Here is a 15967-nt window from a genome sequence, read left to right as displayed (position 1 = left end):
TTTATGTTACGGTTCGCTCACTCACCTACAGCTTCGTAATTGCGAATACCGTTTTCACAGGATGATTTTCAAAGTTTACTAACTGATATTTAACACCTGCTGGAATAAAGAAGGTATCTTCACATTCTAAGACAAAGCTTTCTTCTAAATCCACAAGATTAACAGTCACTGGACCTTCCACACAATATATTGCGGCATCACCCTCATGTGTATCAGGGTCGGAACATCTTGGCCCATATCCACCTGCTGGTAATATAAACTCTCCAAAATGACCATAGTCATTACTTGTGATAAAACGCATGAGCATTGGATGCTTTGTACCATGTACATTGTTGAGTTTTTCAAAATCACGTACCGCGTATACTGCACCTGTTTTTCTAGCTTCACTTGGATCTACAGGCCATGAACCAATATCATCTGTACAACCTTGACGAGAGATATCTTGGATTTTATCACGCATATCTGGCAAGTTCGCATTGTTTACTCCTTTATAGAATTTTGTTTCTTCATCTCTTGGAATGACTGCTGGTGGAATTTGTTCACTCCATGCCTTTGGTGTGATGAAATATAGGATTCTTGCTTTTTCATTTGAGAAGTTATGACAACAATGCCACGCTCCTTCTGGCATGAACAAACCTTCTCCAGTTTCCAAATACGCAAACTGTCCATTTCCACTACGCTGTAGTACAGGACCATTTAAGATATAATAGGATTCATCTCCTGGATGAATATCCAATGGTGCAAATACACCACCTGGGCCTAATTCATAAATACCAAGCATAAAGGTATCTGTAGTTACCATCGTAAATGTGTTATCGGATGTAAATGCATTGTTTGGTGGATATAAAGCAGTGGAATAATCCTGTTTACGAATCAACATTGGTTTCTTGTCTTCTACTTTAAATGGGAAGTTTCCCATGATATCAAATAATTTTGCCATTCTTTTTTTCTCCTTATAGTTTTGAGCCAGCACTTTTATCAACAATAATAGTTACATCATCATGTGCTTGCAGGGCGGTAGCTGGACATGCTTCTGATTTTATACCATTTACAAGTTGGGCAATTGCATCAGCTTTGTTTTCTCCACTAGCGAGTAAGATGATTTTCTTAGAGCGCATAATAGAGGCAATTCCCATAGACATCGCATGATGTGGCACTTGTTTCATATCGTTATCAAAGAAGCGTGCATTATCTTTACGTGTACTTTCCGTTAATGCTACGATATGTGTTTCCATATCGAATGGTGTTCCTGGTTCATTGAACCCAATATGTCCATTAGAGCCAATTCCTAAGATTTGTAAATCAAGCGTTGTGCTTTTCAATGCTTGTTCATACGCATCACAATCGCCTTGAGTACTGCCAGAAGGCATATGAATATTTTCAGGTTTTAAATCAATGTGATCAAAAAGTGTACGATGCATAAAGGATACATAGGATTCTGGATGTTTCGGATCAATTTCTACGTATTCATCCAAGTTGTAAGATATACAGTTCGCATAGCTTGTCCCTTGGTTTTTATAATCTTCAATCATCTTTTCATATAATCCAATAGGTGTTCCACCAGTGGATAAGCCTAATACTGCGTTTGGTTTGTTTGTGATAAATTCTTTGACAATGGTAAAAGCTTTTTCGCTCATATCGTCATAACTATCCATTACATATACATTCATATAGGTACCTACTTATTTCCCATTCTTGAATACAGATAATACTTGTTTTGCGTATTCTTTCATGAATGTATAACTTTCTTCTTCTACTTCGTGCCAGAAGGCTTTTCCATCTCGTTCATTCAAGTATTCTTGAATATGTTTGCTACATGCGGTTGCCATATAACTGTAGTAGTTAACTTTTGAACATCCTGCGCTAATTGCTGCACGCACTTGATCATCATCAACTCCACTTCCTCCATGCATTACCACACGTGAATCTTTTGGCATCAACTTACGAATTTCTTTTACACGTTCAATATCTAGTAGTGGTGGTTCTGCATAAATTCCATGCGCTGTACCGAAACATACAGCAAGTGCATCCACGCCTGTTTCTTCTGCAAACTGTGCCGCTTGTTTTGGATCTGTAAATGTCATCTTGATTGTTTCATGTGTCCATCCAACAACTTCACCACCATGTGAATCTTCTTCTGTACTTGTCATTATCCCTAATTCTGCTTCTACTGTGATATCTAAATCATGAGCAATCTTTGTAAACTCTTTTAGTTTTGCCATATTCTCTTCAAATGGTAGAGCACTTAAATCATACATAATACTACTAAAGCCACAACGAATGGCACGCATTACAAAGTTGTAATCACTACCATGATCCAAATGTACACACACTGGAACTTTCGCTTGTTTTGCATAAGCTACCATTTGTGGCCCAATGGATTCAATTGGAATCAATGGATCATGTACTTGTGCATGGTCTATGATAATTGGTACGTTTAATTCTTCTGCTGCATCTACGACCGCTCTTAATGTTTCTAAGTTTGGTGTGTTGATACATCCAATCGCATATTGCCCTTTTTCTGCTTCTTCTAAAATCTGTTTCATGTTTACTAACATTGTTACATTCCTCCTCTTTTCTTTCTAGTAACCTAGTTCATCTGCAATTTTGGTAAGGTTCGCAAGACCTTGTACTGCCAATTCTTCTCCTGTATCCGCAAATTTACGCCAAATTGCACAATTTGCATTCAACTCTTCAAAGCTTGGATCAAAAGATTCAATTACACATGGTCCGTTGTACCCAATGTCATGAAGAGCTGTGAAGAACTCAACCCATGGTACTAATCCAGTACCTGGAATTCCTCGATTATTTTCACAAACATGAACATAACCAAGATATTCTTTTCCACATGTTTGTACCGCTTCACGATAGCTTGTTTCTTCTCGTATCATATGGAAACAGTCCAAATGGACACCCATATTACCAGTACCAACATCCTTACAATATTGAACTCCATCTTCTGCAGTGTTGATAAAATGTGTTTCGAATCGATTGACTGGTTCTACACAAATACGTAACTCTGGATATGTTTCTTTCGCATATTGAGCGACTTCTCGCATCGCTTCCACAGAATGTTTCCACTCTATCTCAGTTCTTGGTTTCCCACTTAAGCAACCCCATCCAGCATAATTTACACCACCAAGGATGTTAGATCCTAAGGCCTTGTTGATATCCACTAGAGTTTTAAGGGAGGCAATTCCCGCTCTACGTATAGAAGCATCTTCTGATATCAAATTCGTATCTGCACCTAAGGTTGTTGTCGTAACTACTTCTAACTTCGTTTTTGCTAATTCATTGATTACTTCTTCTGTTGGAAATGTTTCAGGGTGTGCAATCGCAATATCGATGACTTTAAATCCAAGTTCATCTGCTTTTTGAATCACCCATAAATCTTTTTTGGAGAATACTTCACTCCAAATAAAGGTGTCTACACCAAATTTCATAATGAGTTTCCTTTCTATTTATTTCATTAAATGAGATAATAAAATCTTTTCTGCTTCAGGATTCCATAAACCATTGTGTCTTTCGCAACACTCATATAATTGTTTGAATATTTCACTCTCTTCTGCTAATTCTTCAAATTCATCGATAGAAGTAAGTGGCAAATCAATTTGTGTATAAATAAGTTTTTTAGCACCTGGAATCTTAGGTAATTGTGTTGTCGCTTCTACAACGCTATCAATTCCTCCAATATGCGTAATCATGAGTGCTGGATTTACTTTCTTCTCACGAATCAATTCTAATGATTCTACAAAATCTTCACGTAATCCTCCACTAGAACCGATAATTTTTGTATTGCGATAATGGCAATCATATAAGTTCATTGTGGCACTGAAAGTCTTATCCGCAGGTCCAGCAAACAAATTCATACATCCATCAAATGCTAGAATTGCATTTCCTGTTTCTGATACGGATTTGATTGGTGTATACACAAAGACATCATGATATCCTTCCCCTTGTGTAATCCCCATCAATTCATCGATTTCATTTTCAACCTTAGATGTATTAATATAATGTAATTCCACTCCGCATTTCTTTGCGTATTCTTCATCAATTAGACGTTGTGTGCGTTTTAATTTAATATCATCTATATCTGTTACAACCACACGTTTTGGTTTTCCTTCTTTAGCAAGTGCATAATTGATTGCCATAATTCCCATCGGTCCACATCCTCCAAGAATAATTAAATTACCATCTGCCTTGTTAGAATAAACTGGTTGATGCGTGCCTGATACAGTATGTATGTTGGCATTGTAACCACCAATCACACAATATAGTGGTTCTACTACAGATACCTCAAAATAACTGTCTAGTTCCAATTCAAAGAAACACTTCTTTTCGATGACATCTCTCGGTACGATTGCATAGGTACAATCCCCTCCAAGATATTCATACGAATAACCTGGTGCTTCCATTTGATCTGGTATTCCAGGCAACAAAGCAAATCGCTTTCCAGCATGATACTCTTTCTGCCACATCTTGCCTACTTCCACAATATCTCCAGAGAACTCATGTCCAATGATTACTGGATGTTTGTTTACATCGTTTGGTACTCGGATATGTCCTGCACCTTGTGTCACTTCTTTGTAGGTTGACATACATAAACTATCACTCATAACTTTCACAAGGATTTCGTCCTCTTGAATACTTGGTAATTCAAATTCTTCTAATCGAATGTCATTTGCTCCATACAAACGCACTGCTTTTGTTTTCATATACAACACCTCTCTATGGGTTCAGTTTATCATTTCGCTTTATAAAGTAAATAGATGGCGGAAATGATGACAAATGATCAAAAAAAGATGAATATTTGTCATATTTCAATCAATTTCTTTGATTAAACGAAGTTTTCGCTTATAATAAAGGTAGTATTGATCAACATCGAAAGGAGTCTCTTATGATAAGCGATGAGCGTAGAAAAAAGATTCTTGAACTCTTAGAACAACAACATTATATGAGTGTAGAAAAGCTTGCAAGAGCTATCTTTGTAAGCGAGCCAACCATACGGCGTGACCTAGCTCAACTTTCCAAAGAAGGTTCACTAAAACGTACACGAGGAGGAGCCTCCTTTGTGAATCCTGATACAGTAGATTGGCCTTTTAGTTTTAGAAAAAAAGAAAATATAGATGAAAAACGCAAAATTGCGCAACTTGCCATTAAACTGATTCACGATGGTGATAGTGTTTTCTTGGATAGCGGTAGTACTTGTTTTTGTCTTGCTCGTGAAATGGTGGAATTAAAGCACCTATCTGTACTCACTTATGGAGTAGATAATGCAAAAATCCTAGCAGCAAATGATACGATTAACTCTCAAATCACTTGTGGCTCTTATCAACTCCAACGTACAAGTATTTATGGATTTGGTACTGTGGATTATATCCGTAAATTTCATGCGAAATATGCATTTATTTCTTCCCCTGGTTTTCATCCGGAAAAAGGAATATTCAATTATGATCATAATGAAGCAGAATTAAAAACAGCTTTCTATGAAAATGCTGATTATACCATCGTGCTACTTGATTATAAAAAAATAGGGAAAAGTTTCCCTTACCTTGAATTAGCAAATGATCATATCGATGTTATTATCACAGATCGCCCCTTTAAAAAACATATTCAAGACTTGTGTGATGTACATAATATCAAAGTCATTCATACACTTGAACAGATGCGCTCTTATATTCTGGAAAAAGGCTTATAAATGAAATGAAACCCACCTTAACTTCATAGGGTGGGTTTTGCATATAAATTGATATTATAATTACTCAAAGTCACAATGTCTTGGAAACATTGTTTCTGTTGTCTCATGCATACGTTCCATAAGTTCTAAAATAACTCCATCATATGTGAGAAATGACATTTGTTCAAACGCACTTCCCATAGGTTGTATGGAAGTTAAAGTAATCCCTTTGTGAGCCAACTTTGGTGAAACTCCAGGAAGCACAACAACCACATCTGCCATTTGAGCAATTGGTGATTCATCGTCCATCGTAATCAAAGCAATTTTGACTTTTGCTTTTTTTGCTTTTGTAGCGAGAGCAACTAAACTTTCTGTTGTTCCTGACCCTGAACCAATAATCAGTAAATCTCCTGCATGAGAATGAGGAGAGGAAATCTCTCCAAACATACTAATAGATAACCCTAAGTGCATCAACCGATTCGTAAAACCCTTCATAGCTACACCAGAGCGACCAGCTCCTGCAGTGAAAATATGCCTTGCTTCTTGAATAGCATCCACTAGTTTTGTCAATTGTGTATCTTCTAAATATTGTGCATTATATTTTAATTCATCTACTATTGCATTTGTATATTGTTTTACACTCATATCGTACCTCTCCCTATTTTGTAAATGCTGGACATTTCGCTTCATAATCCAACAATTCTTTTAATTCATTATCAAGTTTTAATATGGTAATGGCTACGCCATTCATATCTAGTGAAGTTACATAATTCCCAACAAAAGGTTCGTATATTTTTATACCCTTATTTTTTAAATAAGCACTCGCTTCTCCATATAAAATGTATTGTTCCATAAGTGGTGTACTACCTAACCCCGAAACTATCACAGCAACTTCATCGCCCTTTTGTAATGGCATATCTTCATGAAGCTTGTCCATCATTTCATTTACAATCGTATGGGCACTACACATAGCACGTACATCCATCCCAGGTTCACCATGATGTCCAATTCCAAATTCATAGCATCCTTCTTTTATATGAAAGTTAGGATGACCCACAGCAGGAATTGTACAAGCAGATAAGCCTACACATATGCTTCTTGTTGCATCAACACTCTTTTGAGCTATACGAATCACTTCATCTAAATCAGCACCCATCGCTGCTTTTGCCCCTGCAATCTTCCACATCAACATGCCACCCGCTATACCATGTCTTTTTTCTTTTGTTTCTTTTGGAGATGATGAAATATCATCACAAGCAACAACATATTTCACGCACACATCGTCATCATCTGCCATGTCGATTGCCATCTTAACATTCATGTTGTCTCCTGCATAATTTCCAAATAAGCAAGCTACTCCTGCGCCTTTGTCTGCATGTAGAAAAGCATCATGAAATGCAACTGCTGTTGGAGAAGAAAACACTTCCCCTACCGCCACAGCATCTAGCATGTGTTTTCCTACATAACCAAGGAAAGCAGGTTCATGTCCACTGCCACCCCCACTTACAAGTCCAACTTTGCCTTGAGGTTCATCTTTATAATACACAACTTTAGGATTGGATTTCGACAAGGCAATATACTCATGGGCATCAACAAACCCTTTCAACATATCTTCCACTACTTGACTTGCATCATTTACAAATCTTTGCATAGTATTCCCCTACTTTCCCATCGCACTTTGATAAATAGCAAGGATATCCGCAACACTGCATTCTCTTGGATTCCCTCCAGTGCATACATCTTTATAAGCCAATTCGCTTAATTCTTTCAAGTCACTTTCTAACACATTAATTTCAGATAGCGTTTGTGGTATACCAATGGAAGTAGATAATTCTTTCACAGCTTTGATGGCTACCTTACGATAAGTATCACTATCCATAGTTTGACAATTTTCCACTCCCATAGCATATGCAATATCACGGTATTTTTCGTTTGTAGCATCTTTGTTAAACTCCATAACATAAGGAAGTAATACAGCATTCGCAATACCATGAGGAGTATTATAATACGCACCTAAAGCATGAGCCATACTATGTACAATACCTAACCCAACATTTGAGAATGCCATCCCTGTCATATATTGTCCAAGTGCCATCGCCTCTCTAGCAACTGGATCATTTTCACATGCCTTTCCTAAATGTTTCGCAATAAGTTCAATTGCCTTTAAATTCAGGGTATCCGATAATTCCCATGCATCTTTTGTAATATACCCTTCAATTGCATGTGTAAGAGCATCCATACCAGTAGCAGCACTTAATCCCTTAGGCATACTACTCATCATATCAGGGTCTACAACCGCTACAACAGGAATATCATGTGGATCTACACATACAAATTTTCGGCGTTTTTCTGTATCCGTGATAACATAGTTGATGGTAGTTTCAGCTGCAGTACCTGCCGTTGTCGCTACCGCTATCATTGGAACACTTTTATGTTTTGTTTCAGCTGTTCCCTCTAAACTAAGAACATCACCAAATTCTGGATTGTTGGTAATGATACCAATCCCCTTTGCTGTATCCTGTGGGGAACCCCCTCCTATAGCAATCAGGTAATCACATGCATTTTGTGCAAATATCGCTACCCCTTCCTTCACCATATCTACAGTTGGGTTCGCTTTTACGCCATCATATACGACATAAGGAAAACCTTCTTTATCCATTAAATCTGTAACCTTATTGATCACTTTGAACTTTACTAAATCTTCATCTGTAACAATCAAAGCCTTTTTAAAGTTGCGTTGCTTTATTTCTAAGATAATACCTTCTATCGCACCATAACCATGATAACTAGTTTCATTTAATATAAAGCGTTTCACACTTGATCCTCCTTCATAGTATCTTTTAAATATTGGATGATTTCTTTTTCTTTAGCTGAACGAATAACGTGCAATAATGTTTCATCTTGTAATATTTGATAAGATATATTACCAAGTGTTATACGTTCAATTTTTTTCGCTGGTTTTGGAATCAAAATCATTAAACCAACGGATATTTTTTCTTTAAAATCGCTTATCTGCGCTCCATTTTGGAAACGGAAGAAAATAATATAGGGTCTATGAATAGAAGCAATACTTGAGTGGAATAACACAAACTCTTTCTCTTCTAAATATACTTCTCCTAATTTTTCTCGTTCCATAATGGCTTTGACACATTCCTTACGTATGGATGTTGGTTCATCAAGAATACGTACAATATTATGTATCAATTGTCCCTTTGTAAGTGAAAACATAAATTGTATTAAACGTGCCTCTTCAAACAGCGAAACATCGAGACTTTCACGATGTTTATCATCATTGAAAGCTTGAATATTTTTTACGCGTTTTTCAGCTTTAATTTGATTAAATAAACGATTGAGATTGGAAATATCCTCTTCTTCTAGAAGAGGGTTCACTTGAACATATGGGAGTGATATTTCTTTATCGATTGTGAGGGTTGTGACAATCGCATCTAAATCCTTGTACTCATATAAATGTTCTAATTGTTCTATAGAAAGTGCCACTACTTCACCTAGTTGATGAAAGTTGCTTTTTAAGGTAGATACCAATAGAACACTAATCCCTACCCCACTAGAACAAACAACACCTATATTGAGTTTGTTTTCATTTTGCATAAGAGCTTTGGAACGTTCTACAGCAGCTCCAAAATGAAGTGTAAGATATCCAATTTCATGATCAGAAATACTATTTCCTTTGGTATCTTTAATGAAGCCACATGTCTTTTTTGTAAGTTCGAACATTTCATTAAATTGATCCTTTATCTGGTCTAAGAGTGGATTTCGTATACTTAAATCATAAGAGATACGATTAAGTGCTGGTTTTAGATGTGCCATCAAACCAGCGAACAAGTCTTCATCTTCCGTATAATCATAATCCACCAATTTACTAAAGTTTAATATTAATTGTTCTACTATTTGTGTACACTCGTGTTCATCCTTTACATCGTCCATTTCCGCTACTTCTTGCATAGGTACTCGAATACGTGTACCTTTTAAATGCATTAAAATATAGGCAACTTCTTCATCTGGAAACACAATATTTTGTGACATTTCAAAATAATGTGCGAACTCTTTTGAAAGTGGAAACAATGGATCTTTACGAAGTTTCTCAAAGATATGTTGTGCCATTTCAATAGTTTCACCTTTTTTTATACGATCAATAGCTATCGTCATATGAATAATAAGTCCTAAGTAAGAACTTCTCGTAATATTATTGAGTAGTATCACACTAATATCTTTTAGGGTTGTAATTACAGAATATAAAATCTCTTTATTTAAAAGATTCATAATGCTATTTTCATCATCGTTATGACGATTGAAATATTCCAATTCATCAAAATTCGTATTGTTATGAATATACTCTTCTACATTTTCCTTCACCAATTGAGCATGAAGAAAATTCGCCTTTGCGCGATGGATATCCTCTTCACTTCCCACAACCTCAATCCCTGATGAAACGCCTCGTTTAATCGTTAAATTTTGATTATGTAACCATTCTTCAATGGTTTTTAAATCGTTACTGATGGTTCCTTCTGAAACATTGAACAAATAGGCAAAGTAACTAAGTTTATCAATAGATCTTCGTTGTAAACACTCCAACAACAAACGCTCTCTACGAAGTTCAGGACTATTGGCCACAAGATGTTTTAATTCATCCTGTATATAGTTGATAAATTCTTTTTTCTTCTCCTGTTCTCCAATGATTTTATAACCAAAACCTTTTTTGGATGTTAAGGTTAAATCAAATTGGGAGAAAATATAATCTGTATCTTTTAGCTCACGAATGATTGTACGGTTACTGACATGTAGTTTTTTAGCTACATCACCGATAGAGATGTAATCATCACCACATGAAATAATATCCATGATTTGTAAAAGCCTCCGAGAGTATATACAATGTTCCATATTCGTCTCCTTTCAACCCAATTGCCTAACATCCCCATGATAAACATGAAATATCCAATATTTATTGGATATATTTCATCTTCTTTTGTTTTTTTGTTACTTTTTTCTTTCTAGTCCTTTTTATTTGATGTGGATTCATATTTTTGATTTTTCCATAATAAATCCAAAACGAAATACATAACAAACATAAGGTAAGTGCCATACCATATACAATCATGACACGTTCACTACTAACAACGCCTGGTTGAACAAAAATAATCAAACGTGTTAAGCATACAAATACCAATGACATGGTGAGTGCTTGTTGCCAAACTTTATGTTTTTTCTTAGCTACTTCATAGAATTCGCTTTCTTGAAGTTTGATATTCACTCGTTCTTTTGTATTGATAAACATGAAGTAGAACAGCACATTGGCAATTACAATGCTAATGCCTAAGCCAAGAACAATTTCAAATATATATGGTCGAAGTAATCCTTCCAAAACTGCAAAGATAGAAAACCACACATAGGTTTGACGATCTTTAATTTTCATCATTTTTTCATACTTCGTATCAAAATAAACACCGCGAATGGTAAATGTACTTGGAATGATCTTAGTAACATAAAAGTTTCCTCTTTTTTTAATTTTCGTTGTGTTGTTCTTCTCCATTTGTATTCCCTCTTTCTTTTTATTCCATATTAGCGTGACGATAATGCATTTGTTCTTGTGTTTGGTGACGTTCTTTTTGAATACTCATAGCAATTGCATCACAAGTCAACCAAGAAAGTTGTTCAAACATATTTCCAGCTGGCTGTAAGCTTTCGCTTTGATTTTCATCTTCTATTTTATCCGTTTTACCTGGTAGTACAACACAAGCATCTGCCACACTACCAATCTTGTTTTGTGGGAAAATTGTTATGGTAATCACCTTTGCTCCTTCCTTATTAGCAAGGAATGCATTGTTTACATGACTTGCGGTATTACCAGAACCAGAAATAATAAATAGGACATCATCCTTACGGATCGATGGTGTCGTTGTCTCCCCTACAACATACATTGTAAGTCCCAAATGCATCATACGATTGGCGAATGCTCTTGCGACAAAACCTGAACGACCGCTCCCTCCAACAAAAATCCGTTTCGCTTTTAATAACATTGAGATAGCCGTATCTAATTCTTCTTCTTTTATATGTGTTGCATAGGTTGCAAGTTCTTGTCCTATTCCAACAATACTCTCACTTGTATTCATATTCCTTCACCTAGCACATTTTTTCTTTGATTCGTTTAGCTTCTTCCAAAGGATTTGCATGATTACAAATTCCAGAACCTACGATGATGATATCTGGTTTTAATGTTACATACTTTTCAATCGTTGAGCTATTGATACCACCAGCCACAGCAACTTTTGCATTTTTTACCAAGGATTTTACCTCTGTTAAATCTTCAAGTGGTGTTCTACCTGCATGTTGTTGATCAGCTCCAGTATGCACAGCAATTACATGTACACCGATTTCTTCTAATGCTTTGATTTTGCTAGGGAAATCTTGTTCACAAATTAAGTCTACCACACATTGTTTGTTGTAGCGATTGGCAGCATCCACACAACCCTTAATTGTTAATAAATCCGTAACAGCAAGGACAGTTGCATATTCCGCATTTGCATCAAATGCAAGCTGTGATTCATAATCTCCTGCATCCATAATTTTAAGATCTGCTAAAATTTCTTTTTCAGGAAAAGCTTTTGCAAATAACTCTACTGCTTTTGTACCTTCTCGTATAACAAAGGGTGTACCTATTTCGATGATATCGATATAGTTTCTTAATTCCTCACAGAGTTTCATACCTTCTTCAACACTTACTTCATCTAATGCAATTTGTAATTTCATACAATTATCCTCCTATTTTTTAAAGTCCTTATAATACTGTAAGATACATGCAAATAAATCTGTATCTGATGGAATTGTTGTAAAGTTGGTAATCGCTTTTTCAATTCCTTCGTTGCGGATAAAGTCTTGAATCTGTTGTGATTCTTCATCTTCCAAACGATCAAATGTAAAGGCAGCTGCAATTGCTCTAGCAATGTTTTGATATGGCATCCCTAACTTCATTGCTTGTATAGCAGGTCCTGATAAACGATCATTGGGATGAAGTTTACGAATTGGATTACGGCATACACGAACAACATAATCTGTATTTTTACTAGACAAATATCGTTCCAATGCAAATTCAATATACTCAGCAAGTTCCGCATAATCAATATTGTGTTTTTTACTTAACATCTTCCCTACTTCACACATTTGATCACGTACTTCTTTGTATACCTCTGGATCTATAAAACCATCCATCATAATTGTATATCCACGTAGATTTCCAAGATATCCACATGCACAATGACCACCATTTACCACAAACAATTTACGATCCAAAGCAAGATTTATATTATTTGTATAGGAACCATCCTTAATTGGTTTCGAAGTCGGATCATATAAACGATCTTGTTCAATAGCTGCTTCAAAGGTATCTCCCACTTGTATGATACTTTTTCCATCTTCTTCGATATTCATAACCACACGATCTGTAATTGTATTTGCAAAGCAAGCTACCTTTCCAATGGTTTCTTCGTTTAACTCTGGTGTACATTTTAGGATTTCTTCCTTTAATGTATCACTTGCACGATATGCATTTTCAAACGCAAGGATATCGATAGGACGAACCCCTTTTTCCAAACGTTTCAACAATCCTTTTCCAATCACTGGAGCAATTCTTTTTAAATTTTCTACTCGTACACTAGTGGTAAGGATGAGCGCTTCCGCAATAACATCAATTACCTTATCACTTTCGTCAATAGAATGAAGTGCTTGTACATGGTCAATCACTTTGCGATGGTTTCCTAATTCCATCTCAATTAAAGTAAAGCTATTTGTCTCATTGATTTGATCAATCAATTTTTGCATCGTATCTACAAATACAATTTGGTATCCACTCTCATACAATAAATCTCCAAGTAATCCTCTACCGATAGCCCCTGCGCCAAAATGTACCGCTGTTTCCATAACCTATCCTCCTCATGTTTACTCATCATTTAAGTTTAAAATATTGAAGACCTCTTCCGTTGTTTTTGCATTTTTTAAACGCTCCACATTTTCGTCTTCCGAACATATCAATGCTATTTTCCCTAAAACATTGATATGTTCATCATTATTACCAGCAATGCCAAATACAAGATACACGGTTTCTCCCCGACTTGTTTGAAAGCCTTGTGGTACTTGAATGAAACTTACTCCTGAGCGTTTGATCATAGTTTCAGAATGACTGAAGCCATGAGGAATCGCAATATTCATACCTATATAAGAAGGGCAAATTTCTTCTTTTTTTAACATATCATCGATATATTCAGGAGTGATATAACCATTGTTAAGCAATACTTCACCACTCTTCTGTATCGCTTCACTCATATCCTGTATCCTCGCATTTAAAACGATATTTTTCCCATTAAGAATATCCTGCATTTTGCGACCTCCTTATGTAACATATTGGGAAAGATGATAACACCTTTCCCAATCAATGTTTCTATCACGTTTTATACATTCTTTTTGATTTCGTTAATGACCATGTCATAACCATCTTTATTCATTAGGTTATCAAAACCAATGATGGCTGCATTTTTGTTAGGACATGAACTAACAGCGCGATCAAATAATGGATCACTTGTAATTACAACATCTGCATCTGCATCAATTTCGGCAACAGAATTATGTTTTACCTCTACGTTCAGCATTGCTTTTGAAACTTTACTCTTTAATAAAGAAGTTCCCATCGTACTTGAACCCATACCAGCATCACAAGCAACGACAATTTTCTTTACATTCTTAGGAATCTCATTCATCATACGGAAATCACTTAACTTAGTAACTGTACCTGTAGCAGTAATTGAGCTTGCACTACCACCTGATACTGCACCAGCGCCAGCCATTTCTAATTCAGGTTTTGTATTTTTATAAATACGCATCAAGAAGAAACCAGCGATGACACAAGAGATTGCTGCTGCTCCAAGATAAGCGATCACATTGATAAACATACTATCTTTTGGAGACATTAGCACGAGGGCAATAATACTACCTGGTGAAACAGCTGCCACTGTTCCTCCATCAAACATTTGTAATACAAAGATTGCGAAAGTGTTACCAACGATTGGTCCTAATAGTGTTGATGGGTGCATTAACGCATAAGGGAATGCTACCTCACCGATACCACCAAATACCATGATAGGAAGTGCAGAATAAGCGGATGATTTGTCTTCACCTTTAGCGAAGATACAATATGCTAATACTAAGCCAGACCACATACCACCATTTGCTTCTACTAAGAATAGAATAGATTTACCTGTCTCGGCTGCTTGTTCTACACCTAGTGGAATCATAATGCCGTGGTTTACGGCGTTGTTTAGGAACAATACTTGTGCTGGTGGCACAAAGATGGATGCAAATGGCAATAAGTTGTTATCTACTGTCCATTGTACTCCTGAAGAAATTACACTTAAGATGGCATCAAATATTGGAGTTACTACCCAATATCCTGCAACCATAATAAGAGCCCCTATAATACCTAATGTAAAGTTATTGACAAGCATTTCAAGACCAGTTTTGATATGACCTTCTAACGCCTTGTCGACGTATTTAATGATGATTGCACCAAGAGGTCCCATCACCATACCACCAATTAACATGGTGATTTCAGCACCGATTACAACACCGATTGTAGCGATTGCACCAGCAACCCCTCCTCGTTTCCCATAAACGTTATAACCACCTGTATAACCAATCAAGATTGGCATCAGGAATTTTAAGGTAGGTCCAACAAGATTATTTAAATCTTCATTTGGTGCCCAACCAGTCGGAATAAATAAAGCTGTTAAGATACCCCAAGCAATAAATGCTGGAATATTTGGCATAACCATTGCTGACAATGTAGCGCCAAACTTTTGAATCTTAATTTTAAAGCTAGAACTGTTTTCCATTTTCATTCTCCTCTCATAAGTTTTTACAACATTTTACATTAGTCTTCCCATGTTACTTCTGTTCCTATTTTGCTCTGCTACTCCTTTCACCTACATTATAGCCTCGCGTTTTTCGATAAACAAAGCATTCCCATTTAATGTTGTCTGACGAAGCCATGTGACAAGATTGAAAGAACAAAAAACCTAATAAAATAAAGGCTTTTATACAATCACATGGACTGGTATGAATAATTATAATTAAAATATTTATGTGATCTCCCCTTTTATAAATGTTAATTTATTTAAAACATATGTGTCACAATAATAAAATGTACTTCCCATATCATATCGAAATTATACAAAATATACTATATGTTTTGATGATAATATTTTACCAATTTTTGTATATACATGA

At 36.0% G+C, this 15967-nt stretch carries 16 protein-coding genes; 1 reads left to right on the top strand and 15 read right to left on the bottom strand.

Translation table 11 applies throughout. The features are described from left to right. Window positions 1-25 precede the first annotated feature (25 nt). The 5 genes from ACWG0P_RS14500 to ACWG0P_RS14480 are packed head-to-tail and all read right to left on the bottom strand — an operon-like array spanning window position 26 to window position 4715. Window positions 26-940, bottom strand: coding sequence for a cupin domain-containing protein (locus ACWG0P_RS14500; RefSeq protein ID WP_455802343.1), 915 nt, complete (start codon window positions 938-940; stop codon window positions 26-28). Between the two features lie 13 nt (window positions 941-953). Then, complete coding sequence (nagB, locus tag ACWG0P_RS14495) at window positions 954-1670, bottom strand: glucosamine-6-phosphate deaminase (protein WP_455802342.1); 717 nt, start codon at window positions 1668-1670, stop codon at window positions 954-956. 12 nt (window positions 1671-1682) lie between these two features. Further along, window positions 1683-2558 carry a class II fructose-bisphosphate aldolase gene (locus tag ACWG0P_RS14490; protein WP_455802341.1) on the bottom strand — a complete coding sequence of 292 codons (876 nt, stop codon included), beginning with the start codon at window positions 2556-2558 and terminating at the stop codon, window positions 1683-1685. A 24-nt stretch (window positions 2559-2582) separates the two neighbouring features. Then, complete coding sequence (locus ACWG0P_RS14485; RefSeq protein ID WP_455791607.1) at window positions 2583-3443, bottom strand: sugar phosphate isomerase/epimerase family protein; 861 nt, start codon at window positions 3441-3443, stop codon at window positions 2583-2585. Between the two features lie 18 nt (window positions 3444-3461). Further along, complete coding sequence (locus tag ACWG0P_RS14480) at window positions 3462-4715, bottom strand: zinc-binding dehydrogenase (RefSeq protein ID WP_455802340.1); 1254 nt, start codon at window positions 4713-4715, stop codon at window positions 3462-3464. A gap of 182 nt (window positions 4716-4897) precedes the next feature. Between ACWG0P_RS14480 and ACWG0P_RS14475 the strand changes: the two genes are divergently transcribed. After that, window positions 4898-5698 (top strand): DeoR/GlpR family DNA-binding transcription regulator, encoded by an 801-nt coding sequence (locus ACWG0P_RS14475; RefSeq protein WP_455802339.1) that lies wholly within the window; start codon window positions 4898-4900, stop codon window positions 5696-5698. Between the two features lie 60 nt (window positions 5699-5758). On the opposite strand, the gene hxlB (ACWG0P_RS14470) is transcribed toward ACWG0P_RS14475, so the two are convergent. The 10 genes from hxlB (ACWG0P_RS14470) to ACWG0P_RS14425 all read right to left on the bottom strand — a co-directional run bounded on the left by hxlB (ACWG0P_RS14470) (window position 5759) and on the right by ACWG0P_RS14425 (window position 15573). After that, on the bottom strand, window positions 5759-6322 hold the full coding sequence (gene hxlB, locus ACWG0P_RS14470; protein ID WP_455802338.1) for a 6-phospho-3-hexuloisomerase: 564 nt from the start codon (window positions 6320-6322) through the stop codon (window positions 5759-5761). Between the two features lie 13 nt (window positions 6323-6335). After that, entirely contained in the window at window positions 6336-7328 is a 993-nt protein-coding gene (locus ACWG0P_RS14465; RefSeq protein WP_455802337.1) for a dihydroxyacetone kinase subunit DhaK, read from the bottom strand. A 9-nt stretch (window positions 7329-7337) separates the two neighbouring features. Beyond that, window positions 7338-8492 carry a lactaldehyde reductase gene (gene fucO / locus ACWG0P_RS14460; RefSeq protein ID WP_455802336.1) on the bottom strand — a complete coding sequence of 385 codons (1155 nt, stop codon included), beginning with the start codon at window positions 8490-8492 and terminating at the stop codon, window positions 7338-7340. Then, the gene (locus ACWG0P_RS14455; protein WP_455802335.1) at window positions 8489-10576 is read right to left on the bottom strand and encodes a BglG family transcription antiterminator; all 2088 of its coding nucleotides are present in this window, start codon (window positions 10574-10576) and stop codon (window positions 8489-8491) included. Before ACWG0P_RS14455 ends, fucO begins: the two co-directional genes overlap by 4 nt. Before the next feature lie 61 nt (window positions 10577-10637). Beyond that, window positions 10638-11225 (bottom strand): hypothetical protein, encoded by a 588-nt coding sequence (locus ACWG0P_RS14450; protein ID WP_455791596.1) that lies wholly within the window; start codon window positions 11223-11225, stop codon window positions 10638-10640. 19 nt (window positions 11226-11244) lie between these two features. After that, window positions 11245-11805, bottom strand: a complete 561-nt coding sequence (gene hxlB / locus ACWG0P_RS14445; protein ID WP_455791594.1) for a 6-phospho-3-hexuloisomerase — start codon at window positions 11803-11805, stop codon at window positions 11245-11247. Between the two features lie 10 nt (window positions 11806-11815). Beyond that, window positions 11816-12442: a 3-hexulose-6-phosphate synthase gene (hxlA, locus tag ACWG0P_RS14440; protein ID WP_455802334.1), complete on the bottom strand. Its 627-nt coding sequence runs from the start codon at window positions 12440-12442 to the stop codon at window positions 11816-11818. 12 nt (window positions 12443-12454) lie between these two features. After that, window positions 12455-13609 carry a mannitol dehydrogenase family protein gene (locus tag ACWG0P_RS14435; RefSeq protein ID WP_455802333.1) on the bottom strand — a complete coding sequence of 385 codons (1155 nt, stop codon included), beginning with the start codon at window positions 13607-13609 and terminating at the stop codon, window positions 12455-12457. An 18-nt stretch (window positions 13610-13627) separates the two neighbouring features. Then, entirely contained in the window at window positions 13628-14065 is a 438-nt protein-coding gene (locus tag ACWG0P_RS14430; RefSeq protein ID WP_455791589.1) for a PTS sugar transporter subunit IIA, read from the bottom strand. Between the two features lie 71 nt (window positions 14066-14136). Then, window positions 14137-15573, bottom strand: coding sequence for a PTS transporter subunit EIIC (locus ACWG0P_RS14425; RefSeq protein WP_455802332.1), 1437 nt, complete (start codon window positions 15571-15573; stop codon window positions 14137-14139). Window positions 15574-15967: the final 394 nt, after the last annotated feature.

The sequence above is a fragment of the Amedibacillus sp. YH-ame6 genome (assembly GCF_053848845.1).
This window is presented reverse-complemented; position numbering and strand designations above follow the sequence as displayed.

Bases quoted from the DNA above. Each gene is read 5' to 3' on its own strand.
- ACWG0P_RS14500 (WP_455802343.1), bottom strand. From the start codon at position 940: ATGGCAAAATTATTTGATATCATGGGAAACTTCCCATTTAAAGTAGAA.
- nagB (WP_455802342.1), bottom strand. From the start codon at position 1,670: ATGAATGTATATGTAATGGATAGTTATGACGATATGAGCGAAAAAGCT.
- ACWG0P_RS14490 (WP_455802341.1), bottom strand. From the start codon at position 2,558: ATGTTAGTAAACATGAAACAGATTTTAGAAGAAGCAGAAAAAGGGCAA.
- ACWG0P_RS14485 (WP_455791607.1), bottom strand. From the start codon at position 3,443: ATGAAATTTGGTGTAGACACCTTTATTTGGAGTGAAGTATTCTCCAAA.
- ACWG0P_RS14480 (WP_455802340.1), bottom strand. From the start codon at position 4,715: ATGAAAACAAAAGCAGTGCGTTTGTATGGAGCAAATGACATTCGATTA.
- ACWG0P_RS14475 (WP_455802339.1), top strand. From the start codon at position 4,898: ATGATAAGCGATGAGCGTAGAAAAAAGATTCTTGAACTCTTAGAACAA.
- hxlB (WP_455802338.1), bottom strand. From the start codon at position 6,322: ATGAGTGTAAAACAATATACAAATGCAATAGTAGATGAATTAAAATAT.
- ACWG0P_RS14465 (WP_455802337.1), bottom strand. From the start codon at position 7,328: ATGCAAAGATTTGTAAATGATGCAAGTCAAGTAGTGGAAGATATGTTG.
- ACWG0P_RS14455 (WP_455802335.1), bottom strand. From the start codon at position 10,576: ATGGAACATTGTATATACTCTCGGAGGCTTTTACAAATCATGGATATT.
- ACWG0P_RS14450 (WP_455791596.1), bottom strand. From the start codon at position 11,225: ATGGAGAAGAACAACACAACGAAAATTAAAAAAAGAGGAAACTTTTAT.
- hxlB (WP_455791594.1), bottom strand. From the start codon at position 11,805: ATGAATACAAGTGAGAGTATTGTTGGAATAGGACAAGAACTTGCAACC.
- hxlA (WP_455802334.1), bottom strand. From the start codon at position 12,442: ATGAAATTACAAATTGCATTAGATGAAGTAAGTGTTGAAGAAGGTATG.
- ACWG0P_RS14435 (WP_455802333.1), bottom strand. From the start codon at position 13,609: ATGGAAACAGCGGTACATTTTGGCGCAGGGGCTATCGGTAGAGGATTA.
- ACWG0P_RS14430 (WP_455791589.1), bottom strand. From the start codon at position 14,065: ATGCAGGATATTCTTAATGGGAAAAATATCGTTTTAAATGCGAGGATA.
- ACWG0P_RS14425 (WP_455802332.1), bottom strand. From the start codon at position 15,573: ATGGAAAACAGTTCTAGCTTTAAAATTAAGATTCAAAAGTTTGGCGCT.